At 57.1% G+C, this 24,849-nt stretch carries 16 protein-coding genes and 3 tRNA genes; 8 read left to right on the forward strand and 11 right to left on the reverse strand.

What is annotated here, in order from left to right:
- Window positions 1-106: 106 nt before the first annotated feature.
- Both ppnN and xni read left to right on the forward strand, forming a co-directional pair.
- Window positions 107-1,471 (forward strand): nucleotide 5'-monophosphate nucleosidase PpnN, encoded by a 1,365-nt coding sequence (gene ppnN / locus ACTJJ1_RS21870; RefSeq protein ID WP_004952240.1) that lies wholly within the window; start codon window positions 107-109, stop codon window positions 1,469-1,471.
- Window positions 1,472-1,663: 192 nt separating this feature from the next.
- Window positions 1,664-2,422, forward strand: a complete 759-nt coding sequence (gene xni, locus ACTJJ1_RS21875) for a flap endonuclease Xni (protein WP_004952241.1) — start codon at window positions 1,664-1,666, stop codon at window positions 2,420-2,422.
- Between the two features lie 25 nt (window positions 2,423-2,447).
- Here xni and rlmM read toward each other — a convergent pair whose 3' ends face one another.
- The 4 genes from rlmM to ACTJJ1_RS21895 all read right to left on the reverse strand — a co-directional run bounded on the left by rlmM (window position 2,448) and on the right by ACTJJ1_RS21895 (window position 5,525).
- Complete coding sequence (gene rlmM, locus ACTJJ1_RS21880; RefSeq protein ID WP_004952243.1) at window positions 2,448-3,551, reverse strand: 23S rRNA (cytidine(2498)-2'-O)-methyltransferase RlmM; 1,104 nt, start codon at window positions 3,549-3,551, stop codon at window positions 2,448-2,450.
- Window positions 3,544-3,939, reverse strand: coding sequence for a DUF423 domain-containing protein (locus ACTJJ1_RS21885; protein WP_004952246.1), 396 nt, complete (start codon window positions 3,937-3,939; stop codon window positions 3,544-3,546). The genes rlmM and ACTJJ1_RS21885 overlap by 8 nt, the downstream gene beginning before the upstream one ends.
- Window positions 3,940-3,990: 51 nt before the next feature.
- The gene (locus ACTJJ1_RS21890; RefSeq protein WP_004952248.1) at window positions 3,991-4,908 is read right to left on the reverse strand and encodes a transcriptional regulator GcvA; all 918 of its coding nucleotides are present in this window, start codon (window positions 4,906-4,908) and stop codon (window positions 3,991-3,993) included.
- Window positions 4,909-5,300: 392 nt separating this feature from the next.
- A complete protein-coding gene (locus tag ACTJJ1_RS21895) occupies window positions 5,301-5,525 on the reverse strand; it encodes a YgdI/YgdR family lipoprotein (RefSeq protein ID WP_004952250.1) in 225 nt (74 codons plus the stop codon).
- Window positions 5,526-5,719: 194 nt separating this feature from the next.
- Here ACTJJ1_RS21895 and csdA point away from each other — a divergent pair, with 194 nt between their 5' ends.
- Entirely contained in the window at window positions 5,720-6,925 is a 1,206-nt protein-coding gene (gene csdA / locus ACTJJ1_RS21900) for a cysteine desulfurase CsdA (protein ID WP_440835273.1), read from the forward strand.
- Between the two features lie 18 nt (window positions 6,926-6,943).
- Window positions 6,944-7,378 carry a cysteine desulfurase sulfur acceptor subunit CsdE gene (gene csdE, locus ACTJJ1_RS21905; protein ID WP_004952253.1) on the forward strand — a complete coding sequence of 145 codons (435 nt, stop codon included), beginning with the start codon at window positions 6,944-6,946 and terminating at the stop codon, window positions 7,376-7,378.
- Here the strand turns inward: csdE and tcdA are convergent.
- Together tcdA and mltA are read right to left on the reverse strand one after the other, a co-directional pair.
- Entirely contained in the window at window positions 7,369-8,175 is an 807-nt protein-coding gene (gene tcdA / locus ACTJJ1_RS21910; protein WP_004952255.1) for a tRNA cyclic N6-threonylcarbamoyladenosine(37) synthase TcdA, read from the reverse strand. The two genes, csdE and tcdA, sit on opposite strands and share 10 nt — an antisense overlap.
- 92 nt (window positions 8,176-8,267) lie before the next feature.
- Complete coding sequence (gene mltA / locus ACTJJ1_RS21915) at window positions 8,268-9,410, reverse strand: murein transglycosylase A (protein WP_006327562.1); 1,143 nt, start codon at window positions 9,408-9,410, stop codon at window positions 8,268-8,270.
- Window positions 9,411-9,624: 214 nt separating this feature from the next.
- Here mltA and ACTJJ1_RS21920 point away from each other — a divergent pair.
- The 3 genes from ACTJJ1_RS21920 (at window position 9,625) to ACTJJ1_RS21930 (ending at window position 9,982) form a co-directional block, all read left to right on the forward strand.
- Window positions 9,625-9,701, forward strand: a tRNA-Met gene (locus tag ACTJJ1_RS21920).
- A gap of 63 nt (window positions 9,702-9,764) precedes the next feature.
- Window positions 9,765-9,841, forward strand: a tRNA-Met gene (locus ACTJJ1_RS21925).
- Window positions 9,842-9,905: 64 nt separating this feature from the next.
- A tRNA-Met gene (locus ACTJJ1_RS21930) sits at window positions 9,906-9,982 on the forward strand.
- A gap of 100 nt (window positions 9,983-10,082) precedes the next feature.
- Here the strand turns inward: ACTJJ1_RS21930 and amiC are convergent.
- Window positions 10,083-11,333 carry an N-acetylmuramoyl-L-alanine amidase AmiC gene (gene amiC / locus ACTJJ1_RS21935; RefSeq protein ID WP_004952260.1) on the reverse strand — a complete coding sequence of 417 codons (1,251 nt, stop codon included), beginning with the start codon at window positions 11,331-11,333 and terminating at the stop codon, window positions 10,083-10,085.
- A 239-nt stretch (window positions 11,334-11,572) separates the two neighbouring features.
- On the opposite strand from amiC, the gene argA reads away from it, so the two are divergent.
- The gene (gene argA, locus ACTJJ1_RS21940; RefSeq protein WP_004952264.1) at window positions 11,573-12,898 is read left to right on the forward strand and encodes an amino-acid N-acetyltransferase; all 1,326 of its coding nucleotides are present in this window, start codon (window positions 11,573-11,575) and stop codon (window positions 12,896-12,898) included.
- 87 nt (window positions 12,899-12,985) lie between these two features.
- On the opposite strand, the gene recD is transcribed toward argA, so the two are convergent.
- From recD to recC, 4 genes are all read right to left on the reverse strand, one after another.
- Window positions 12,986-14,836, reverse strand: a complete 1,851-nt coding sequence (gene recD / locus ACTJJ1_RS21945) for an exodeoxyribonuclease V subunit alpha (RefSeq protein ID WP_440835277.1) — start codon at window positions 14,834-14,836, stop codon at window positions 12,986-12,988.
- Window positions 14,833-18,384, reverse strand: coding sequence for an exodeoxyribonuclease V subunit beta (gene recB, locus ACTJJ1_RS21950; RefSeq protein WP_440835279.1), 3,552 nt, complete (start codon window positions 18,382-18,384; stop codon window positions 14,833-14,835). Before recB ends, recD begins: the two co-directional genes overlap by 4 nt.
- The gene (gene ptrA, locus ACTJJ1_RS21955) at window positions 18,381-21,269 is read right to left on the reverse strand and encodes a pitrilysin (protein WP_062792596.1); all 2,889 of its coding nucleotides are present in this window, start codon (window positions 21,267-21,269) and stop codon (window positions 18,381-18,383) included. The genes recB and ptrA overlap by 4 nt, the downstream gene beginning before the upstream one ends.
- Window positions 21,270-21,475: 206 nt before the next feature.
- Complete coding sequence (gene recC, locus ACTJJ1_RS21960; protein WP_409443822.1) at window positions 21,476-24,847, reverse strand: exodeoxyribonuclease V subunit gamma; 3,372 nt, start codon at window positions 24,845-24,847, stop codon at window positions 21,476-21,478.
- Between the last annotated feature and the right edge of the window lie 2 nt (window positions 24,848-24,849).

The following is a 24,849-nucleotide window of genomic DNA, read 5'->3' on the forward strand; positions in this document are numbered from 1 at the left end:
AGAAAGGCTGCGGCCAGTCATTGACCGCAGTGCGCTAACAATAACGAGATGCTGTTCTGCTGCGTATGGATTACTACTGCCCCGCCTCGGGTGCAAAGGAGTTACCTTGATTACACACATCAGCCCGCTTGGCTCTATGGATTTGCTGTCGCAGCTGGAAGTAGACATGCTGAAGCGCACCGCCAGCAGCGATCTGTACCGTTTGTTCCGCAACTGTTCGCTGGCCGTGTTGAATTCCGGCAGTCAAACCGACAACAGCAAACAGCTGCTTTCACGCTATGAAACCTTTGATATCAACGTTCTGCGCCGTGAGCGCGGAGTCAAACTCGAGCTGGTGAACCCACCGGAAGATGCCTTTGTCGACGGCAGAATTATTCGCTCTCTGCAGGCCAACCTGTTCGCCGTGCTGCGCGATATCCTGTTCGTTCACGGCCAAATCGACAGCGCCGGCCGTTTCCAGCATCTGAACCTGGAAAATTCGGCCCACATCACCAACCTGGTATTCTCCATCCTGCGCAACGCCCGAGCGTTGCACCTCGATGAAGATCCTAATCTGGTGGTGTGTTGGGGCGGCCACTCCATCAATGAAAATGAATACCTGTACGCCCGCAAGGTCGGCAGCCAGCTTGGCCTGCGCGAGCTGAATATCTGCACCGGCTGTGGGCCGGGAGCGATGGAAGCGCCGATGAAAGGCGCCGCCGTGGGTCATGCGCAACAGCGCTACCGCAACAGCCGTTTTATCGGCATGACAGAACCTTCGATCATCGCCGCCGAACCGCCTAACCCGCTGGTCAATGAGCTGGTGATCATGCCGGACATCGAAAAACGTCTGGAAGCCTTCGTGCGCATCGCACACGGCATCATCATCTTCCCGGGTGGCGTCGGCACGGCGGAAGAGCTGCTGTATCTGCTGGGTATTTTGATGAATCCGGAAAACAGCGAACAAGTATTGCCACTGATCCTCACCGGGCCGAAAGAGAGCGCCGATTACTTCCGCGTACTGGACGAGTTCATCATGAACACCCTGGGTGATGAAGCGCGCCGTCATTACACCATCATCATCGACGATCCGGCCGAAGTGGCACGGCAGATGAAAAAAGCCATGCCGCTGGTGAAAGAGAACCGTCGCAACACCGGCGATGCCTACAGTTTTAACTGGTCGATCCGCATAGCACCCGATCTGCAACTGCCGTTTGAGCCAAGCCACGAAAACATGGCGAATCTCAATCTGTATCCGGACCAACCGGCCGAACAGTTGGCCGCTGCGCTGCGCCGCGCGTTTTCCGGCATCGTGGCCGGCAACGTGAAGGAAAATGGCATTCATGCCATCGAGCAATTTGGCCCGTACAAACTGCACGGCGAGCCGCAGATGATGAAACAAATGGACAGTCTGTTGCAGGGCTTTGTCGCCCAGCACCGCATGAAGCTACCGGGCAGCGCCTATGTGCCCTGCTATGAAATCGTAGCCTGATACCTCAGGGCGGCGTAGAGCCGCCCTTCTTTTATCTGACTTTACTCTACAGCCAGGCGGCAAGCGTACTCAGGCATTGTAGATACGCTCCATTCTGTGCCCGCATTCGTCGGAGCGATATATTCGCCCGCTACAGAAACTGAGATGGGTACGGGAAGTCAGCCACGCTGCGGCTTGAAAGACGACGAATAAATGCCTATACACCTACTGATTGTTGACGCCCTGAACTTAATTCGCCGCATCCACGCCGTGCAGGGTTCTCCCTGCGTGAATGCCTGCCAGCATGCGCTGCAACAGCTGATCCAGCACAGCCGGCCAACCCACGCGGTGGCAGTATTCGACGAAGATGACCGCAGTGAAAGCTGGCGTCACCAAATTCTGCCCGACTACAAAGCCGGACGCTCGCCGATGCCGGAAAACTTACAGCAGGAAATGCCACAGCTGCGGCAGGCATTCGAAGCGCTCGGCGTCGCCTGCTGGCATTCGCCGGGCAATGAGGCGGACGATCTGGCGGCAACGCTGACGGCCAAGGTCGCCGGCGGCGGCCATCAGGTGACGATAGTGTCCACCGACAAAGGTTATTGCCAACTGTTGGCGCCCAACGTGCAGATCCGCGATTACTTCCAGAAACGCTGGCTGGACATGCCCTTTGTGCAACAGGAATTCGGGGTTGCGCCACAGCAATTGGCGGATTACTGGGGACTGGCGGGAATAAGCAGCAGCAAAATTCCTGGCGTGGCCGGCATCGGGCCGAAAACAGCGGTATTGTTATTACAACAGGCGGGTACGTTGGATGGGCTGTATCAGGATCTGGAACAGGTGGCGGAAAAATGGCGCGGCAAGTTGCAACAACACCGCGACATGGCTTACGTCAGTAAAAAGGTCGCCACGCTGCGCACCGATTTGACGCTAACCGGCAACCTGCAGCAGTTGCGGTTACCGGTTAGCTAAAGGCGCTGCAAGCAGCGCCCGGTAGTTATTCGCGCTCGTCGCGACGCCCCGGCACCGCCGACCACATACGGCGCACATGTACAGTGACTTCTTCACGATCGTGATAAAGCTGTTTGGCATGAATTTCTGAACTGATGCCAACCGCATCCAACGCTTCCTTGATGGTCTGCAGATTCTGCGAAACCTCTTCGTAACGTTTTTTCATCGGCAGCTTCAGGTTGAAAATCGCCTCACGGCACCAACCTTTGACCAACCACTGGATCATCAAGCTGGTCACTTTGGCCGGTTTCTCCACCATGTCGCACACCAGCCAGTAAATCTTGCTGCTGCTTGGTTCGTATTTGAAACCGTCGGCGCGATGATGCGTAACCTGCCCGGTATCCATCAGGCTCTGCGCCATCAGGCCATTATCCACCGCATGCACCATCATGCTGCGTTGCACCAGTTGATAGGTCCAGCCGCCCGGGCAAGCGCCCAGATCGACCGCGTGCATGCCACTGCTCAAACGTTCGTCCCACTCATCGGCGGGAATGAACACGTGGAACGCCTCTTCCAGTTTCAGCGTAGAACGGCTCGGCGCGTCGGAGGGGAACTTGAGGCGCGGAATCCCCATATAGAACGGCGAATTGTTGTTACTGAAGGAGTAACCGACATAACAGCACCCCGGTGCGATAAAGAACACGTGAACCACCGGACGGGTCGCGTTCTCACGCGCCATCAGCACCTTTTGCTCACGCATTGCGGCACGCAGCGGCACGGTCAGCTTGCGGCAGAACTTCATCAGCTCTTTGCTTTCGTTGGTGTCCGGCACTTCCACTCGCAGCTCACCGCCGCGATCGACCACGCCAATCAACATGCCAACAATCGGCGACACGCGATCTTCCGGTGGCAGATCGCGCAGCAGTTCGCCAACCACCAGTATCTGGCGGGCAAAAATCAGTTCACGGAACGGGATTTCCCGCGCCAGGCGGTCGGCGTCATCCGGCTGATAGCACTCGAACAGCACGTAGCCGCTGTTATCTTTTACCCGGGCAAAACCAAAGACTTCCAGCTCGGCAGCCTTGGCGGTAATTTCCGCCGCACACTCTTTTTCAAAACCAGGACGGCAATACAACGCAAGCTTATTCATGGCGCTCGGCCTTTTTCCTCAGACGCAAAGCGCCAATCAACATCAATGCCCAACCGATCAGGAAGCACACGCCGCCAACCGGCGTGATATAGACCCAGACCTTCAGGTGTGACAGCGCCAGACAATACAGACTGCCGCTGAACAGTACGGTGCCGAGCGCCAACAGCGCCCCGCTCCAATAAAACCACAGGCTGACGCGGCGCTGCATCGCCACCGCCAGCACCAGGATCGCCAGGGTATGGAACCCTTGGTAATCCAACCCGGTACGGATCCAGGCCATCTCGTTTGCACCCAGCGTGCCGTTTAATACGTGCGCGCCAAACGCGCCCAGGGCAACAAATACAAAGCCGCTGATAGCGGCAAAAATCAGCATTGAACGACTGCTCATCGTTATTTACCTTTTTGAAGAAAGCCGGCTGCCGCAGAACGGCGTCCGGCCTTATTGTTCATAGCGAAAGCGGAATTTTTCCTGCTCGCTGGCTGCCCGTGCCAGGATCCACTGACGAAAGGCGGCTATTTTACCCAGTTCTGCCTGGCTGTCATGGCATACCAGATAAAAAGCGTTTTTACTGACCAGTACATCGTTAAACGGGCAAACCAGCCGCCCGGCTTCGATTTCAGTTTGCGCCATCACGTTATTCACCAGCGCCACTCCCTGACCATGAACCGCAGCCTGAACCACCATTGCGCTGTGGCTGAAAATCGGCCCCTGTTGCACATTAATGTGCTGCAATCCCAACTGTCGCGTATAAGCCAGCCAATCGCGGCGTGAAGTATCATGCAGTAGCGTGTGATAAGCCAGATCGTCCGTCACTTTTAACGCATGTTCCCCGGTCAGCAGGCTGGGTGAACACACAGGCAACAGATATTCCGCGTATAAACGTTCGGCGCGCACCCCTGGCCAATTGCCGCGACCATAAAAAATCGCTACATCGACATCGTCCGCCAGTTTCTCTTCCTCACGGTCCACCGCCTGGATGCGCACGTCTATCCCCGGATAAGCTGAGTTAAAGCCAGAGAGCCTTGGCACCAACCACTGAATGGCGAAACTCGGCGGCAAACTGACGGTTAATGCCCCCTTGGCACTGCGCGCCTGCAACTTGCGGGTAGCTTCGTTGATCGAAGAGAAGATTTCCTTGATATCCAGGTAATAACTTTGCCCTTCTTCCGTCAGCAGCAGCGAGCGATTGCGCCGCCGAAACAGCTTCAGGCCGAGGAAGTCCTCCAGCGACTTGATCTGATGGCTCACGGCAGCCTGGGTAACGAACAGCTCTTCTGCCGCTTTGGTAAAACTCAGGTGGCGAGCCGCCGCGTCGAAGACCCGCAGCGCATTGAGAGGTGGTAAGCGTTTAGACATTTATTAGCTACTTTTGTGTAACAATATTCCGAATGATTCGGCATAAAAAATCAGGCGACGCTGTGTACCAAGTTGCAGGTCCACGACAGCAAACCGCTATCATTAGTTTTTTTAATCCGAGCCATTATAAATTGTCCGTTGAGCATGCGCCAGCAAATACCTATAGTGGCGGCACTTCCCGGGCCGGAACGAAAAGGGAGTGGGTGTCGAGGACGCCGATGAACTTTTGGCTTGTGGTTGTGATGTTGTGTTTGCAAATTGTCTGGCAATCCAGACATGGTAGCTAAGCTACTGTTTTTTCACTTCCTGTACATTTACCCTGTCTGTCCATAGTGATTTTATGCAGCACCGCAATATTTGCGGTGCTTTTTTTTGCCCGTTTTTTGACGAGGTTACTGGTTGCTTTCAACCATCTCTTTCACGTCTGAACGGTTGATCTGCTGTTCAACGCCGTTGGCGTCTTTATAGCTGATCATGCCTGTGTCGTTATCCACCTTTGGTTTTCCGTCAGCGACAATGGTGCGTCCATCATTGGTATGCATTACGTAATTGCTGGAACATGCGGCCAGGGTAAACGTTAGCATCAGGGCAGAAATAACTGCGGCTGTTTTCTTCATTGCGGACTCCTTGTAGATAAAAATGCTGTAAAAAACCTTTTATGTTATTTAACGCCATTACTTGGTAGGCACTTAATAGCATAACAAACTTATGAGAGATTTCCAGGCGATAAGTCCGAATGGACGGGAGAACTTGTCTCCGACGAAAAAATAGGACAGGATCACCCATTGACTCAGCCAGTGACAATCAGGGTATGACACCTTTTAATCCCACCGATTTTCGTAATCAGTTTCCGGCCCTGCAGCAGGCGGGAAGTTATCTCGACAGCGCCGCCACCGCGTTGAAGCCTCTGGCGGTTATCGCGGCGACGCAGCAGTTTTACCGTGACGACGCCGCCACTGTGCATCGCAGCCAACACCGCGCGGCGCAGGATTTGACCGCCCGCTTCGAACAGGCGCGCCGGCAGGTCGCTACGCTGATCAATGCCCCCACGGCCGATGACATTATTTGGGTACGCGGCACCACCGAGGCAATCAATCTGGTGGCGCAAAGCTATGCCCGCCCCCGGCTGCAACCGGGTGACGAAATTCTGGTGAGCGAAGCCGAACACCACGCCAACCTGATCCCCTGGTTGATGGTGGCGGAACAAACTGGCGCGCGGGTGGTTAAATTGCCGCTTGGTGCCGATCGCCTGCCGGACCTGGCACAGCTCCCCAGGCTGCTCAACGATAAAACCCGGCTGTTGGCGCTGGGGCAAATGTCCAACGTCACCGGCGGTTGCCCGGATCTGGCGCAAGCCATCACTCTGGCCCACGGCGTCGGCGCGCGCGTGATGATCGACGGAGCGCAGGGCATAGTGCACTGTCCGGCCGACGTTCAGCAGCTTGATATTGATTTTTACGCTTTCTCCGGCCACAAGCTGTATGGCCCGACCGGGATAGGTGCGCTGTACGGAAAAAGCGAATTACTGGCACTGATGGCACCGTGGCAAGGCGGCGGTAAAATGCTGACCCAGGTGTCATTCGAGGGCTTCACGCCGCAGAAACCGCCGCACTGCTTTGAGGCCGGCACACCCAATATCGCCGGCGTACTGGGGCTGGCCGCGGCACTGGAATGGCTTGGCACTCAGGATAGAGCAGGCGCCGAGCGCTACAGCCGCGATTTGGCCGATCTGGCCGAGCAACGGCTGGCGCAGTTACCGGGCTTTCGCAGCTTCCGCTGTTCAGGTTCCAGCCTGCTGGCATTCGATATTGCCGGCATTCATCACAGCGATATCGTCACTCTGTTGGCAGAGCAAGGTATTGCGCTGCGCGCCGGCCAGCACTGTGCCCAGCCGCTGATGGCGGCGTTGGGCGTCAGCGGTACACTGCGTGCGTCATTCGCTCCTTACAACACCACAGAAGACGTTGAAAACCTGGTGACAGCGCTGATCAACGCCATAGATCTGCTGGCCGACTAAATTAACTTCGGAGACGCTATGCTTGCCCCACATCCCTTTGGCAGCGAAATTACCGCCGAGGCGCTGATCGTAAAATTTACCGAGCTTAAACAGTGGGAGGATCGCTATCGCCAACTGATTATGCTGGCGAAACAGTTGCCGCCACTGCCGGAGCCGTTACGCACGGCAGAGATGGAGCTCAGCGGCTGTGAGAACCGCGTCTGGCTGGGGCATCAATTATTGGCTGACGGCACGCTGCATTTTTATGGCGACAGCGAAGGCCGCATCGTACGCGGCCTGCTGGCGGTAGTGCTGACAGCCGTGGAAGGTAAAACGCCGCAGCAAATTGCGGCAATGGATCCGTTGGCGCTGTTTGAGCAACTGGCGCTGCGCGCTCAGCTCAGCGCCACCCGTGCCAGCGGGCTGGAAGCGTTGGCCGCCGCGGTGAAAGCGATCGCCGCTCGTTACGCCTGACGTGCGGCTTTCGCTACCATTTTCTTCAAGGCGTGGGACACGGCGACAAAGCCGAAGGTAGCGGTAACCATGGTCGCCGCACCGAATCCCGCGCTGCAGTCCATTCTTTTTGGCCCTTCCGCGGTGCTGCGCGATGCGCAAACCGTGCCGTCCGGCTGCGGATACACCAGCGGTTCGCTGGAAAACACGCAATCAATGCCGAGCTTGCCCTTACTGTTCTTCACCACGTTGAAATCATTCTTCAGCCGCTCGCGCAGCTTGGCCGCCAACGGATCCTGAATGGTCTTCGCCAGATCGGCTACCGCTATCTGCGTCGGATCTATTTGCCCGCCGGCGCCGCCGGTAGTGACCACCGGGATCTTGTAACGACGGCAATAAGCCAGCAGCGCAGCCTTCGGCCGTACGCTATCGATCGCGTCTATCACGTAGCTGAAATTGTTGTTCAGCAGCTCTGCCGCGTTGTCCGCAGTTATAAAGTCGTCAATACAGGTTACCCGGCATTCAGGGTTGATCGCCAGAATGCGTTCCGCCATCACCTCTGTCTTTGACTGGCCAACGTGCTGACGCAATGCATGGATCTGGCGGTTGGTATTGGTGACGCAGACATCATCCATATCGATCAGCGTAATGGCGCCGATCCCGGTACGGGCCAGGGCCTCTGCCGCCCAGGAACCCACGCCGCCGATGCCAATCACGCACACATGCGCCTGGGCAAACAGCGCCAGCGCCTGCTGGCCGTATAAACGTGCCGTGCCGCCAAAACGCTGCAGATAGGCTTCAGAATAGGCTGTGCTCATAACGCGTTACTTACCTTAACAATGCAAATGATAAGGGCCGGAAGATCCGGCCCTTGCGGGTCAATATCGGCGTACCCTATGACTTATTGTCATCAGCGGGTAACCAACAACGAACCGCCGTTAGCGGAAGAAGTCTGGCTGGTGAACAATGGCGTACCGGTGTTACCGCCTTTCAGCACCCAGACTCGGCCGTAATGATTGTAATACCCCGCCGAGTGGCCGGCGTCAGGCCCGATGCCCTGGTACATATCGAAGTGCTGGCCTTTGATAGCGCCACCCACGTCCAGAGCCACCATCAGGCGCATCTCATATTTTCCCGTGAATTTACCCTTGTTGTCCAGCAGAGGCACTTCTGCCAGCAGCGTGGTGCCTGCCGGGATCAGTGAACGGTCGGAAGCTACCGAAGCTTTGGCAATCAAAGGTACCGCACTGGCGCCCCGTACCGGCGCAAAAGCCTCCGGACGGAAGAACACAAAGGAAGGGTTCTGCTCCAGCAACTCACGCACTTCTGCTGCGCTGTGGGTATCGGCCCACTGGCGAATCGCCTGCATCGACATATCCGCCTTGGCCACTTCGCCGCGATCGATCAGCACTTTACCGATGCTGCGATAGGCATGGCCGTTCTTGCCGCCGTAGCCGAAGAACACCAGCGGTTGACCATTGCCGTAATCCACATAGCCGCTGCCCTGAACTTCCATCATAAAGTTGTCCATCAGCGAGTTGGTGTAGGCAACAATATAACGGTCGTCCAGCGCGCCCGAGTATATACCTGCGCGATCCGGCAGGCGGCCTTTGCCTTTTGGCGGCATGCGGTACAGCGGGTAACGGAACTCACCCTGCTGGGTATAACGCGCCTGCACGACCGGCGTATAGTAGCCGGTGAACTGCACGTTGCCGTAATTGTCCACGCCTTCCATCTGATAGGCGCTGAGACCGTATTGGTTCAACTGACGGGTATCGGCACCGGCCGCCATCCAGCTTTGCACTGCCTGAAAGGTGCTGTTGTTGCGATTAAACAGTGCAGGAGACGCGTTTTTAATCTCCATCAGCTGATTCGAGTAATCCCTGGCGTTAACCGGCACGCCTTTGGCGTTGGGTTGATTCACCAACTCCAGCGACTGTTCCAGGTGGCCATCCTTATACTGCTGTCCCCGGTCGGTCGGCTTTGACGAACAGCCTGCCAATACCGCTACCATCAACCCGCCCAGCAGGTATTTGCCCCAACGTCCTTTCATCGCGCACACTCTCAAACAGATATGATCTACCGGCGAACGATAACAAACACCCATAGATAAGGGAATCGCCGCAAATAAAAAAACCCGCACGGCGGATAACGATGAAAAAGAACGCAAATTGCGGACTAATTCAGCATAAAGATGGCTTTAACCCAATTAATTGCAAAAAGGGTTGCAACAAAATGCACGGAGAGTATAGTGCGCTTCCATCGGACGCGGGGTGGAGCAGCCTGGTAGCTCGTCGGGCTCATAACCCGAAGGTCGTCGGTTCAAATCCGGCCTCCGCAACCAACCGATACTGTATCAGCGGTATCACGTAAAGGTTGGGATTCGATGAAAAAAGTATTATACGGACGCGGGGTGGAGCAGCCTGGTAGCTCGTCGGGCTCATAACCCGAAGGTCGTCGGTTCAAATCCGGCCCCCGCAACCAACCGATACTGTACCAGCGGTATCACATGAATGTTGGGTTTCGATAATACAAGCATTAAGACGGACGCGGGGTGGAGCAGCCTGGTAGCTCGTCGGGCTCATAACCCGAAGGTCGTCGGTTCAAATCCGGCCTCCGCAACCAATCTTAATGACTACAAATAAGCACCTTAGCGGGTGTTTTTTTGTATCTGAAATCTGCCAAAACCCGGCCAGGCCCCCACCCAGCCGCATCAGCTTACACCTTATCCGCGCGCTGCCGCGCCGCCGTTGGCGAAATATGCCTTGATACCCGCCAGAATGGATTCCGCCACCTGCTGTTGGAAATGGCTGGTCCGCAGCTTACGCTCTTCTTCAATATTGCTGATAAACGCCGTCTCAACCAGGATAGAAGGGATGTCGGGGGCTTTTAACACCGCAAAACCGGCCTGATCGACGCGATTCTTGTGCAAACGGTTTATTTTGCCCATTCGGTTCAGCACTTCCTTGCCGAATTTCAGGCTGTCGTTGATGGTTGCGGTTTGGATCAAATCAAACATGGTGTGATCCAGATAGCGATCGCCGCTTTTGCTTACGCCGCCGATTTGGTCCGATTCGTTTTGAGTTTGCGCCAGGAATTTCGCCGCCGAACTGGTGGCGCCCTTGGTCGATAGCGCAAAGACCGAAGATCCCCGCGCGGCCTGGCTGGTAAAGGCATCGGCATGGATAGAAACGAACAGATCGGCACGCTGCTTGCGCGCCTTCGCCACCCTCACCTTCAGCGGAATAAACACATCTTCATTGCGCGTCATAAACACCTTCATATTCGGTTCGCGCTTGATTAACGCGCTCAGTCTGCGGGCGATCTGCAACACGATATCCTTCTCGCGCGTTTTGAATTTGCCAATCGCCCCCGGATCCTCGCCGCCGTGGCCGGGATCCAGCATGATGACAATCGGACGATCGCGCCCCGCCTTGCCTGCCTGCGGCGCCTCGGCCGGCAAAGTGCGCTCGAGATCGCCCTTGTTGTAATCTTCCAGTAATGCCAATAGCGGATCATAGTCTTCGCCAGTGCCGCCCTTGCTGGGATACAGATCCATCACCAGACGGTTGCGATATTCCGGTACCGGCGGCAGAGTGAACATATGAGGGCTGACGCTCTGCTTAAGTTCCAGCACCAGCCGAACGGTGTTTTGATCAAACTGACCGACGCGCGCCTGTTTCAAATAGGGATCGTCAGCGCGAACCTGGCCGACAATGCCCTTCAATACGCTATTGAGATGCACCCCTTCGATATCCACCACCACGCGATCGGGATTGGTCAGCGCAAACTGTTTATATTTCAGTTCGGTGTTTGATTCGAGCGTCACGCGGGTATAAGTAGAAGAAGGCCAGACACGTACGGCAATCACGTGCGATGATGCAGCGAAGCCTATGCGACTCACACTCAGCAACCAACTTGCGGCAACCCCCTGCAATATACGACGGCGGCCCAGATTGTGATTTGAGTTTGGCATGCGACTCCGGCAGTGGTAACAGGTTAAAACAGATGAAAAAACGCCGATAAAACGGGAATGGCAAAAACTTTAACGAATCCTCCCGGCGCTGTCATCAGAAAATCTTTCCAAGGTTTTTCAATTTATTACCCCATTAGCCCCTTCCGCAAATAAATACAGACAATTTCCCGCTTGCCATCGAGGCAATAAAAGAATAAAAATACAAAAATATCGTATAAATATGCAAAAGAGGTTTTGCCGTGAAGGAACGTAGTACCGAGCTTGTTCAAGGATTCCGTCACTCAGTTCCCTATATCAACGCCCACCGCGGCAAGACGTTTGTCGTCATGCTTGGGGGAGAAGCCATAGAGCATGAGAATTTTTCCAACATCGTCAACGATATCGGGCTGCTGCATAGCCTGGGGATTCGTTTGGTGGTGGTCTATGGCGCACGGCCGCAGATCGACAGCAATCTGGCGCAGCATAACTACGAACCTATTTATCACAAGCATACCCGGGTCACCGACGCCCACACGCTTGAGCTGGTTAAGCAGGCGGCGGGCCTGCTGCAACTGGACATCACCGCACGGCTGTCGATGAGCCTCAACAATACGCCGCTGCAGGGCGCGCACATCAACGTGGTCAGCGGCAACTTTATCATTGCCCAGCCGTTAGGGATTGATGACGGCGTGGATTACTGCCACAGCGGCCGTATTCGCCGTATTGATGAAGAAGCGATCCACCGTCAACTCGACAGTAACGCCATCGTGCTGATCGGTCCGGTCGCCGTTTCCGTTACCGGCGAAAGCTTTAACCTGACGTCAGAAGAAGTGGCCACCCAGTTGGCCATCAAGCTGAAGGCGGAAAAAATGATCGGGTTCTGCTCGTCGCAGGGCGTCACCGATCCGGAAGGCAATATCATTTCCGAGCTGTTCCCCAATGACGCGCAAAAACGTATCGAAGAACGCGAAGCCAGCGGCGATTACCATTCAGGCACCGTACGTTTCCTGCGCGGTGCGGTGAAGGCCTGCCGCAGCGGCGTGCGCCGCAGCCACCTGATCAGCTATCAGGAAGACGGAGCGCTGGTGCAAGAGTTGTTCTCACGCGACGGTATCGGCACCCAGATCGTCATGGAGAGCGCCGAACAGGTGCGCCGGGCGACCATTAACGATATCGGCGGCATTCTGGAACTGATCCGCCCGCTTGAACAACAGGGTATTCTGGTTCGCCGCTCCCGTGAGCAGTTGGAAATGGAGATCGACAAATTCACTATTATTGAGCGCGATAATCTGACCATCGCCTGTGCGGCGCTGTATCCGTTCCTGGAAGAGAAAATCGGCGAGATGGCCTGCGTGGCGGTACACCCGGATTATCGCAGCTCATCCCGCGGGGAAATGCTGCTGCAACGGGTGGAAAGCCAGGCGCGTCAGATGGGTTTGCAAAAGCTGTTCGTGCTGACCACACGCAGCATCCACTGGTTCCAGGAGCGTGGTTTCACGCCGGCGGAAGTGGACGTGCTGCCGATGCAAAAACAGGCGCTGTACAACTACCAACGCCGTTCGAAGATTCTGCTGGCGGACTTGTAATCCTCTGCGGGCGTGGCCTACGCCCGTCTTCTTTCAAGCTGTAGCCTTGTTGACTGCAGTTTGAAAGCCTCAGTACCCGTTTCGCTTTTATACCGTTATCTGCAAGCGCTCCGCCAACCCGCTGCGGCGTTGGGTTGGCGTGCGGATCGCCCGCATCAGCACGCTATCGGTGGCATACAGCGAAAGCTGACTACGTGCGCGGGTGATGGCGGTATACACCAGTTCACGGGTCAGTACCGGCAGGAAATGATTGGGCAACACCAGCACCGTATGATCAAACTCCGATCCCTGGGACTTGTGTACCGTCATTGCATAGGCGGTTTCATGCGCCGGTAAACGGCTCGGTTGCACCGATTTGATGTTGCCGTCCGGCAGTTGGAAGTGCACGCGCAGCTCGCCGCTCTCATCACGCAAGGCGATACCGATATCGCCGTTAAACAGCCCCAGCGCACTGTCGTTGCGGCCAATCATCACCGGACGACCGGGATACCAACGCCCCAAAGCCCCTGGCGTACGCTGGATCAGCCCGGCCCGTTGCAACCCCGCCTCGATACGCTCGTTCAGCCCGGCGATACCGAATGGCCCTTCGCGCAGCGCGCACAGCACCTGGAAACGACCAAACGCCTCCAGCACCTCTCCCGCATCCGCCCTGGCGGCGACCCGCTGCAAATAATCACCATAGCCTGCTACACAGGCGTTCAGCAGGGCCTGATAGTCCTCCGTTTCTGCCAATGGGTAACCCGCAACGTCACTGAAGCTGCCGCTGAGTGCCCAAGCCGCCCGCTTGCCGTCACCGGCATTCACCGCAAAGGCCAATTGGCCAATGCCCGAATCGGCATCAAAACGATAGCTTTTGCGCAGCAGGCACAGGCTATCTCGTACCGCCGCTTCTGCCTGTGCACTTTGCCCCTGCAACAGGCAGCCGGTCAGCCGGGTGAGTTGTTCCGCGCGAGCCGCGCTGTATCCCTGCTCGGCAAAACGGCAGATATCCCCCAGTACAGCACCGGCCTCTACCGACGCCAGTTGATCTCTGTCGCCAAGGAAAATCACCCGCGCCTGGGTGGGCAATGCGGCAATCAAACGCGCCATCATCGGCAGATCGACCATTGAAGCCTCGTCCACCACCAGCACATCCAGATGCAGTGGGTTGCCGCGGTGATAACGCATGCGCTGGCTATTGGGCTGAGCGCCCAACAGGCGGTGCAGCGTCGACGCATCGGTGGGGAACAGCGCGCGTTGCTCTGGGGTTAACGCCAACTGCCTGCCGGCGCTGCCGAGCGATTCGGTCAGACGCGCCGCCGCCTTGCCGGTGGGTGCCGCCAGTTGAATACGCAAGCGCCTTCCATCGGCAAGCTGTACCAGCGCCGCCAGCAATTTGGCGACGGTGGTGGTTTTGCCGGTGCCCGGCCCACCTGAAATCACAGCAATACGCCGCGTCGCGGCCACTGCGGCAGCAATTTTCTGCCAGTCCGGCTCATTCGTCGCCTCGCCGAACAGCCGATCGAGAATGGCACGCAGCTCGGGCTCGTCAACCGCCTGATGGATACTGTCGCTGCTGATAAACTCTGCCACCTCGCCTTCGTTCTGCCACATGCGCTGCAGGTACAAACGCTGCTGTTGCAGCACCATCGGCATGGCGCTGCTGCCGTCACCCACCGCCGCACTGGCCGTCAGGCGCTGCTGCCAACGGGCAAGATCCGGTTGCCCAGCCGCCAGCCACACGGCTTGAGCCAATTCCGGCTGACGCCCCTCAAACAGATTTTCCGGCAGTAACTGCTCCAGCATCAAACAAACATGGCCGGCGCCGGCCTCTGCGCTGAGACAAGCTGCAGCCAGCAAAATGTCAGGCTCTTCCTCCCCGGCCACTATACGGGCGAACTGCAAGTCCAGCGGGCGCAGCACGCCAAGTGCCTGCGCACGCTCCAGTAGAGCGATCATGGTTCATCCTCCGCCGTAATGGCTTCGCCGCTGAACAGGCGGTCCATGCCTTCCACCAACTGCGTCGCTGGGCGGCAGGCGAAAATGCCGTTTCCCGGGTGCTGTGCGTCTACCCCGCGCAGGAACAAATAAATCACTCCGCCGAAGTCGCGCTGATAGTCATAATCCGGCAACCGATGGCGCAGATAACGATGCAGTGCCAGCGTGTACAGCTGATATTGCAGATCGTAGCGGTGTTCCGCCATCGCCTGCTCCATCGCCGCACGGGTATAAGCGCTGCTGTCCTCTCCCAGCCAGTTGGATTTGTAATCCAGCAGGTAGTATTTTCCCTGCCAGCAAAACACCAGGTCGATAAACCCCTTCAACATTCCCTGCACCTGCTGGAAATTCAGCGTCGGGCAGCGGGCTGAAAGCGGATCGTGTTTTTTCACCAGCTTATCCAGCTCGCCCGCCTGCAAAAGCTTTTCTATGGGTAAGTAAAACTGCAGTTCGGCCTGTTTATGCTGCGGTGCCAGCGCCGACAACGAAACACCGGCATCATTGAGCGGGACATTCAGCAACACCTGCATCCATGCCAGCAGTACCGGTTGCCAGTGCTCGGCAAACCCTTGCTGTTGCAACTGTTCAAACAGCCATTGCTCATCAAGGGGTTGGGTGAAATCCAGCGTTTCAAACAGGCTGTGCAGGAAGGTTCCCGGTGCAGCGCCGCGCGGGAAGGTATGCGGTGTGAGCGCTGGCTCACTGTCCAGTGCCTGTTCGCCTGCGGCGTCGACATCCAGCCGTGGCAGCAGATCCTGCATCAGGCCAGAGCCGTGTTGCTGCAGGCCGGTGTAACTGGTCACCCGCCAGAAATCCTGCACCGGGCGCGTGAAACTTTTTGCCGCCAGTTCGGTTAACGCCGGCGCTTGGGGCAGCCAGGCCTGTTCATCCAGTTGTTCAACCAACGACAGCGCAATTCCCCCTCCAGCCAGTTGCTGCAGACGTTGTTGCAGCCAGGCCGCATCTCCGGCCTGGCCGGCCTGCACCAGGTAACCCAGCGCGCTGCGGTGCAAATCGGTATCACCCTGTTTCTTGCGTGTGCCCTGGATCAATGGCGCCATGCCGATGCTGCAGTGGTATACCGAACGGGTCAAGGCTACGTACAGCAGGCGCAAATCCTCCGCCAACCGTTCTTCTTCCGCCCATTCGATACTTTCTTCATCGGCGTTAAGGTCAAGCAGGGCCTGGAAACTCTGCCGATCGTGGTACAGCACCTGCTGCTGCTGGCGGAAATTGCCGACGAACGGCAACCAGACCAGATCGAACTCCAGCCCTTTCGATTTATGGATGGTGATCACCTTCACCAGATGGCGATCGCTTTCCAGCCGCAGTTGCTGGTTGTCGGATTGGCGATTTGGCTGGGCAATCTGCTGTGCCAGCCAGCGCACCAGCGCATGTTCGCTGTCGAGTTGCGCAGAGGCCTCTTGCAACAGCTCCCCCAAGTGCATCACGTCGGTCAATCGACGCTCGCCGCCGGGGCTGGCCAGCAGATTTTCCGCCAGGTGGCGCTCATTCATCACCTCACGCAGCATGGGCAAGACACCACGGCGCAGCCAGAGCGTGTGGTATTCATCGAACTCATTGACCAGCATATCCCAGGCGCGTTCGTTGCGATTCAAGCCGTCCAGCGCCTGCGTATCCAACCCCATCAGCCCGGTCGCCATGGCGCTGCGCAGCGTACGCTCCTGCTCCGGCGCCAGCACCGCCTGCAACAGCCACAGCAAATCCTTGGCTTCCGGCGTATCAAACACGCTGTCGCGGTTGGACAAATAGACCGACGGGATGGCCAGAGCGCTGAGCGCATCACGCACCAACGCCGCCTCATTGCGGCTGCGCACCAGCACGGTAATATCGGAAGCCTGCACCGCCCGCCGCTTTTCGCCGTCCACCAGCCAGGCCTGCTGACGTTGCCCAGCACTGAGCCAGTCACGGATTTGCGTGGCGCACAGGCGCGCCATCAATTGTTGGTACTCACTAACGCCAACGCCTTCACCCTGCTGCAGCCAAAACTGCATCGCCGGCTGTGGCTGATCATTCAGCTCAAACGCCAACCCGCGATTTTTCTCGGCGGCGGCCACCTCAATAAAGGGAATTTGACCGAACAGGAAGGGTTTTTCTACCTGAGTAAACAGATGGTTAACGCTACCCACCATTGCCGGTGACGAGCGCCAGTTAGTCTCAAGCGTGTAGTGGGCGCTTACCTCGGAACGGGCGCGCATATAGGTAAAGATGTCGGCACCGCGGAAGGCATAAATAGCCTGTTTCGGGTCACCTATCAGCAACAGGCCGCATTCCGACCGGCCGACGTAGAGCTTTTGGAAGATACGGTATTGCTGCGGATCGGTATCCTGGAACTCATCGATCATCGCCACCGGATAACGCTGGCGAATCGCCTGCGCCAACCGCTCGCCGCCTTCACTTTGCAGCGCACTGTCCAACCGGCTTAGCAGATCGTCAAAACCCAGTTCGGCGCGTTGGCGTTTCTCCTGTTGAATGGAGAGACGAATCTCACTCAGCGCCCGCGCCATTATCAAATCGCGCAGCGTCAGCGGCTCATCAAACAACTCATCTATTGCCACAAACAAGGCATGTCGGGGCGGATCGCCCTTTTTGGTTTTATCCAGCAGCACTGACTGACGGAATTTTTCCAGCTCTTTCGGCAGTTGGTAATCCTGGGTTTCCAGCACCACCCATTCGCCCACTTTATGCAACCAGTTAGGCAGGTGTTTGCTGCTGTAGCTGCGCTTATCAACGCCGGACTGGCTGATTAGCGTCTCCAGATCCCCCGCCGCCGCCTGCCACTGTGCTTTGATAGCCTCAATGCGCGCCACGATCTGCTCATGGCGCACCAATACCGTTTCTTCATCTTTCGGTGGCCGACGCAACGTTGGCGCTTCGCCGCTCAGATAGCCGGAAAGATCGGCCAGCAGCGCCTCCGGGCCGCTCCACTCCTGGCTCACCGCCCGGGCGACGCCCAGCGGTAACGGATAACAATGGCGACGCCAAAAGTCTGCACAGGCTTGACGCCGTAGCGGCAATTCATCCTGCACCAGCGTTTGCTCAAACAGAATGCCGGACTCAAAGGCGTTGTGGGTCAACATGCGCTGGCAAAAACCGTGGATGGTGTAGATCGCCGCTTCGTCCATCTGCCGTTCGGCCGCTAGCAGTTGCGCGGCGGCATCGGGCAGATCGTCAATCTCCGCCATCAGCGCAGACAACAAAGGGTCCTTGCTGAGACCGCGGACGCAAGCAATGCGTAACGCATGGATATTGCTGCGAATACGCCCACGCAGTTCTTCGGTGGCCGCCTCGGTAAAGGTCACCACCAGAATCTCCTCCACCGTCAGCCGCCGGGGAAAGGCCGCCGCCTGGCCCAGGCCAAGCAGCAGGCGCAGATACAGCGCACCTATGGTAAAGGTTTTGCCGGTCCCCGCCGACGCTTCTATCAGCCGTTCGCCAAACAGCGGCAGCGTCAGCGGATCAAGCCTCTGCGGGGCAGTCTCTGTCATGGTGTCGCCACCTTACGCGGCAGAGTTTGCTGCAGGGCAGAGGCGTTTGGATAGGTGACCCAGTCTTGCTGCACGGCATAATCCGCTTTCTCTTGCCCGCTGCCGCTGACCTGCGACAGCACCGCCAACCCCTGCGGCTGGATGACCGCCTGGTGGAAGTAATCCGCCAGCTTGGCCGGCGTCAGTTGCTTAACCTGCTCAATCAGCTTCTCGCGGGTATCGAAGGTAAAATTGCCGCGATCGAAATCATTGGCAAAGCGGCTGGCTTCTTCGCTCAAGGTTTGCGGGCGCTGCTTCAGTTCGTTGATCATCGCCTGCTTGTACTGTTCAAAATCCGCGTCTTTCATCTCACGCAGGCGCTTTTCAGTTTTCGGGTAGAAATCCTGATAGCGTTGATACAGATATGCCGGCTGCTTGCTGTTGCTTTGCAGCAGGAAACCAATTCCCCACTGGCGGCCCACTGACATTGGGAAAGCAAACACCGCATAACCCAATTGTTCCTGAGTACGCAGTTGGCTGTAGAACCAGGGCTGGATAATCTGCCCCAGCAGCGAGCTGTAAGCCATGCCGGTCACTTCATCATACCCGGTCGGCACATAGACTGCCGCCAGCGCCGAGTCGGTGCTGCTGCCCGAACGCTGCAGGTTAGCCAACTGTTTTTTAGCCACTTCAACGTCTTCGCCGTGCCACCATTCAATACCGGTGCAGCCCAGGCGGTGTTTCAGCGTTGAGGCCAGAGTATCCACCTGTTGCTTGCTCATGTTGCCCACCACCAGCAACTCCGGTGTGGCGTCGGCCAACAGGCTGTCGCGGTATGCCAGAACGTCTTTCAGCGTCAGGGTCTTCAGCACCTCGCGGCGCTCACTGCGCTCGGAGTACGGCACGCGGGAAACCATCTGCACCGGTTGGATCGCCAGCTCGAACGCTTTCCCTTTCTCAGCCGAATCCAGCTGTTCCAGATACCAGGATTTGGCCTGTGCCAGTTGATCTTCCGTCGGCGTGAAGTTGGAATAGCCCTCAATCAGCGAGGTCAGCAACTGCGGCAAACGCTGGGTAAAGCCGTTGGCATTGAACATCAGGCCATTGTTCGGCGAAGTCGAGAAGCTCAGCCCGCCAATCGAGGCCTGATAACTCAGTTGATCCAGCGAAATACCCGCCAGATAGTCGGTCAGCGAAAACAGCACCTGATTGCGTGCGGAGTCCATGGTTTTTGCGTTGCGGAACGCCACTGTGACATCGGCTTTCGGCTCGTCGGCAAAGTAACGGCTTGGCATATACAACACCCGCAGACCCGGCTGATCGACCACCATTTCCGGTTTCTTGAACTCGTGAGACGGTTTGTTCAGGGTAAAGTCATCGGGAATATACGGATTCAGCGCAGGCAACGAGAGACTGATCCCCTTGCCCAACTGCTGCCACTGTTCGAAACGCTGCGGCTCGATTTTATCAACCTGATAAGGTGCGTTGACGAAATAGGCCATCTTGTTATGCGGCTCATTCGGGCTGACAAACCAGATGCGCGCATTTTGCGGCGTCATGGCGTCCAGCCGTTCGGCAATCGCCTTGGCGTCATAGCGATCGGCCAGGTAAGGCGCATCCAGCGTGTGTTCTACCGGCACGCGCAGCATGGTGTCCACCAACCATTCTATGTAGTCCATATCGCGGGTGATCGACGGGTAGCGGAAATCCAGGTTGAGAACGTGGGAGATCTCATCGAAATAGCTTTGCTTGATGCCTTCGCTGCGCAGCATTTTCAGGTAGTTAAAGATGGCGGCCACCACCTCGTCACGCTTGGCCAGGCCTTTATCGGTCAGGGATACGCTGATTGAGAATACCCCGCCGTTGCGATCCACCATCGGATCGGCCCCGGCATTGATCGCATCCGCCAGCCCCTGTTTTTGCAGCCAGTCAGACAGGGTATTTTGGCTACGGTTGCCAATCAGGTAGCTAATATAAGTATCGGTCTTACTGCGGAATTCAGCGCTGTTGTTATCGATGCGGAACTCCACTTTCAGCTGCTTGCGCGGCTGTGCCGGCACATAGTGGATAATGATGCCCTGCTGTTCAGGGGTGACCGCCGGGACGGTAATTGGCGGCACGCTGGCTTCGCGATTGGGCACTTTGCCGAACGTATTGGCCGCCAGTTCGGCCAGTTCCGGCAATGGCTTGCTGCTGTACAACACACCCATCATCAGGTTGCCCGAATAATAACGCTGGTAGAATGACGTCAGTTCGTCATGCAGCTTGCTGCCCGGCTTGTCCTTCAGGGTATCGAGGTTACCGCCAGAGAAACGCGCGCTCGGGTGAGCCGGGTTCAGCGTTTCCGCCCCGACCTGCGCCATGCGCATGCCGTCGCGTGAACGCGCCATCGTCAGTTCGGCATTGACCGCATTGCGTTCACGATCGGCATTGCCGGGATCCAGCAGAGGCTCCGCAATGGCGTCCGCCATGCGGTCTACCGCCGGCGCTAACGCGTCGTTTTCCACTTCCAGATAGAACGCGGTGCGATAAGACGCGGTGCTGGCGTTATGGCTACCCCCGTGCTTTTTCAGAAACTCCGCCAGGTTTTCCGGCTGCGGATAGCGCTTGGACCCCATCAGCACCATGTGCTCCAGGTAGTGCGCCAGCCCAAGTTGGCTGTTCGGATCCTCCAGCGATCCCACCGGCAGCGCCAGTGCTGCCAATGATTTTGGCGCCTGAGCATCGGATACCAACAAGACGGTCATGCCGTTTGCCAGCTTAATCGCCTGATATTGGCGTGGATCGTGATCGCTTTTGTTGATCTTCTCCGCCAGCGGTTGCCATCCCTGTGCGGCCCAGCTTAACGGTGCCCAACACATGGCCAATAATACTAACCCGGTAATGCGGGCCAACTGTCTGCGCATATCCAAAATGAACCCCTATTCTGACACCGCTACGCCAAATCCCTGACGTTGGCGGTGTGCATCAAAACAACACAACAAAAGGCTATATACCTGTACGTTATGTAAGACCGGAGCTAACCCCGATAGTTGAATATAATCCTGCTTATTTTTACCACCTCAGGGCAATCAGTACCACCGGGGATGTGACCTAAGGTCATGCCAAGGGATCAGCCTAAATTATGCTTCGCCACCGGCAACAGGTAACGTTCTGTTTCGGCCAGAATTTGCTCTAAACAGGCATTGTCCAACTGACGGAATACTCGTTGGACATAGGCGTCTTCGCCTTCTCCAGGAATACGCTGATCGCCCTGCCAGGTTTGCAATAACTTGGCCCGCGCTTTGATTTGTACCTCTTCATCCCAGTCAATGCTCTGGGTTTCCGGTTGATAGCACTGGCTCAGCCACGCCCAACCGCTTTTATTCAGCAAGAGCAACGGCTGGCATAAACCACGCTGATAACCCGCCACCAGCTCAGCCAACTGCTCGCGGGCATCCTCGGCGGTTAACGCGGCAAAACGCCACGCGGCGCCTTTGCGGCCATAAATACGGCTTTCCCCCGTGCCGCCAGCGCAGCAGTAAGCCAGATGTTCCAGCCACAACAGTATGCCATCAACCGCCGACAGGGTGGCCGGCCGCCAGCGCAGCAACCCATCCTCCTGTACCTGATGCAACCAGCCGCTGATATGCACCCCGGCAATGTCGATATCCAGTTCCAGACTGTGCCCCTCGCTGCGTTCGGCGCGCACCTGCTCGGCCAGTTCGCTCATCTCCTCTTGCTGTTTCTGCCAGTAAATCTCGCCGAAGGGCCCAAAAGGCAAGCCGCCGGCGGCACGCGCCCGCTGGAACAAACGGGCGGCATCCTCGCCGTCAATCAAGGTATTCAACAATTGGCTGTTGAGCTGGTAGCGGCTGAGATTATCCAGGATGAAAGGCTCTTCGTCCGGCAATTCGGTTTCTTCAAGGATAAAACTGACCCCCAGCCGCAGTTGGAAGAACGCGCGGATTGGATGGCGATAGAACCGCAGCAAATCATCCAGCGAGATCTGGGTCTGCTCATCAGGCAATAGCGGTTGGTTAAACGGCGGATGCGCCGCACCGCGTTTATCAGCTGCGGGCAGCCATTCGGCGGCATAGCTTTGCGCTTCCGTGCCGGGCAAAAAATTCTCGGCGGCGAACGGCATGCGCGCGTGCCAGCTAAGCAAGTGTTTACCGACCTTCAGTGCGCTGGCATCGGCGTCCAGCGCCTCATCACCCGGCAGGCAATAACTTTGCTCCAGATACTCCAGCAGTTCGGTTACCAGCACCGAAGGGTAACGCAGGCTGTTATCCTGAATGGAACGACCGATAAAGCTGATATACAGCCGCTGCTGTGCCGACAGAATCGCCTCCAGGAACAGATAACGATCGTCGTCGCGGCGGCTGCGATCGCCGCGTTTTACCTGCTGTGCCATCAGATCGAAGCCCAGCGGCGGCAAAGTGCGCGGATAAACCCCGTCGTTCATGCCCAGCAGACAAACCACTTTGAACGGAATGGAACGCATCGGCATCAGCGTGCAGAAGTTGATTTGCCCGGCGAGGAAGCGTTGACTGATACGTTCCTGATCGAGACGCGCAGCCAGTTCGTCACGCAGAATAGTTAATGGCACCTCATCGGGGTAGCGCGCCGCCAGCCCGTGTTCAAACACTTTGCTCCACTGCTGCTCAATCAGCGCCAGTGCCGCCTCGGTTTCGCCGTCCGGCTCAAAGAAGGTATCAAGCAGTTGGCGGCAAAGCGGCAGCCACTCCGACAAAGAACGCGCCTCGGTCAACCGTTGCCGCCAACGGCTGAGGGAGGCCAACAGTTCGGCCAACTGCCCGGCCAGCTCCGCGACCAGCCCGCTCGATTCATCATAAGGCAGCACACCCTGCCAGTCCCCGGCATTGCTGTCCATGGCGTAGCCCAACAGCATTCGGGTAATGCCGAATTGCCAGGTATGCTGGCCGGTGGCCGGCAGATCCAGTTCACGTACGTTGTCGTCATCCAGCCCCCAGCGGACACCGGACTCCCCAACCCAGTGGCGTAACAGGCGCAGCCCCTCCTCCTGGATAGAGAAACGCGCCGCCAGCGCCGGCACTTCCAGCAGCGCCAACACTTGTTCGGAAGTAAAACGGCTCTGCGGCAGATCCAGCAGCGAGATAAACGCCTGCAACGCCGGGTGCGACTGGCTCGCCTTGCGGTCAGAGATCGCAAACGGCAGATAGCGTTCAGGGGAGGCATTGCCGAACACCGCCTGAATATAAGGCGTGTAGCTGTCGATATCTGCCACCATCACGATGATATCGCGCGGCGTCAGCGCAGGATCTTCCGCCAGCATGGTCAACAGCTGGTCGTGTAAAACCTCCACCTCACGCTGCGGGCTGTGGCAAGCGTGCAGGCTGATAGAGCGATCCTCGGGATCGAGCCGGCGTTTGGTCGCGCTGCTCTCCAGCGTCTCCAGCGTGGTGCCGATGACGGCGCTATTTTTCAACTCCAGCATATCGTGCTGAATGGCGTGCAATAAGTTATCCGCAGGGATATCTACAAACGCAAAAATCTCCTGTGCGGATTCTATCTGCGAGAGTAAAAAGTGGTGGTCACGCCCCAACTTGCCCCATGAAGCCAACAGCGGGTTGGGCAGATCTTGTTCGCCTTCAGCATTAAACAGCGCGGCGGCGTTATCGGGATCTCTGAATAATGCATATTCCGTTTTATCCTGATAATGGCGCCGCTTGCGGCTCTGCAATTTGGCCAGGAATGACTGGCTCTGAATATCCCCCCAATAGTAGCGACACGGATTGGTGAACATCAGGTGAATATCAATATGGCGACCCAGCGCCTGCAAGGCCTCCAGATACACCGGCGGCAGCGCCGAGATACCGCAGATGAACACCCGCGGCGGTAACCCTTCCGGGCAGCGTTCCGCCTTTTCCAGCACGCTGATAAAGCGACGATACAGGTTTGCACGATGCCATTCCGGTTGCCCCAGCTCATGGGTATATTCGACCAGCCGCGCCCACAGCGGTGCCTGCCATTGCTGGGCCTCCGCCAGCCCATCAATGCTTTCACCTTTTTGCCAGCTTTCCAGCCATTGCGGGCGATACACCAGGTATTGGTCAAACAAATCCGCCACTCGGCCGGCAAGCTGATGAATTTTACGCTTGTCGCCGTCGTCGGTGAGGTAATGTTGCAACGGGGCAAATTCCGGCCGGGTGAGAAGATCCGGCAGAAGCCACATCAGTTTCCAGGTCATGGCGTCTTTACTGAAGGCGCTCTCTTTCGGGATGCCGGGCAAAACCCGGGTGAACATGTCCCAGATGAAGGTTGCAGGCAGTGGAAAGACGATATTGGCGGCGATGCCAAACTGTTCCGCGAGCTGCATCTGCAACCACTGCGCCATACCCGGGCTTTGCACCAGCACCACTTCCTGTTGAAAGGGATCGGCCAATGGCTCTCTGGCTATCAACGTGCTGGTCAGCGTTTTCAGCAAATCCAACTGATTGGAATGATAAACCCTAAACATGG

This window comes from Serratia sp. 22264 (genome assembly GCF_052045345.1).
Classification (GTDB): Bacteria; Pseudomonadota; Gammaproteobacteria; order Enterobacterales; family Enterobacteriaceae; genus Serratia; species Serratia plymuthica.

What these genes read in the sequence shown, in the direction of transcription:
- xni (WP_004952241.1), top strand. Translation starts at nt 1,664, where the DNA reads ATGCCTATACACCTACTGATTGTTGACGCCCTGAACTTAATTCGCCGC.
- rlmM (WP_004952243.1), bottom strand. Translation starts at nt 3,551, where the DNA reads ATGAATAAGCTTGCGTTGTATTGCCGTCCTGGTTTTGAAAAAGAGTGT.
- ACTJJ1_RS21885 (WP_004952246.1), bottom strand. Translation starts at nt 3,939, where the DNA reads ATGAGCAGTCGTTCAATGCTGATTTTTGCCGCTATCAGCGGCTTTGTA.
- ACTJJ1_RS21890 (WP_004952248.1), bottom strand. Translation starts at nt 4,908, where the DNA reads ATGTCTAAACGCTTACCACCTCTCAATGCGCTGCGGGTCTTCGACGCG.
- ACTJJ1_RS21895 (WP_004952250.1), bottom strand. Translation starts at nt 5,525, where the DNA reads ATGAAGAAAACAGCCGCAGTTATTTCTGCCCTGATGCTAACGTTTACC.
- csdA (WP_440835273.1), top strand. Translation starts at nt 5,720, where the DNA reads ATGACACCTTTTAATCCCACCGATTTTCGTAATCAGTTTCCGGCCCTG.
- csdE (WP_004952253.1), top strand. Translation starts at nt 6,944, where the DNA reads ATGCTTGCCCCACATCCCTTTGGCAGCGAAATTACCGCCGAGGCGCTG.
- tcdA (WP_004952255.1), bottom strand. Translation starts at nt 8,175, where the DNA reads ATGAGCACAGCCTATTCTGAAGCCTATCTGCAGCGTTTTGGCGGCACG.
- mltA (WP_006327562.1), bottom strand. Translation starts at nt 9,410, where the DNA reads ATGAAAGGACGTTGGGGCAAATACCTGCTGGGCGGGTTGATGGTAGCG.
- amiC (WP_004952260.1), bottom strand. Translation starts at nt 11,333, where the DNA reads ATGCCAAACTCAAATCACAATCTGGGCCGCCGTCGTATATTGCAGGGG.
- recD (WP_440835277.1), bottom strand. Translation starts at nt 14,836, where the DNA reads ATGATCGCTCTACTGGAGCGTGCGCAGGCACTTGGCGTGCTGCGCCCG.
- recB (WP_440835279.1), bottom strand. Translation starts at nt 18,384, where the DNA reads ATGACAGAGACTGCCCCGCAGAGGCTTGATCCGCTGACGCTGCCGCTG.
- ptrA (WP_062792596.1), bottom strand. Translation starts at nt 21,269, where the DNA reads ATGCGCAGACAGTTGGCCCGCATTACCGGGTTAGTATTATTGGCCATG.
- recC (WP_409443822.1), bottom strand. Translation starts at nt 24,847, where the DNA reads ATGTTTAGGGTTTATCATTCCAATCAGTTGGATTTGCTGAAAACGCTG.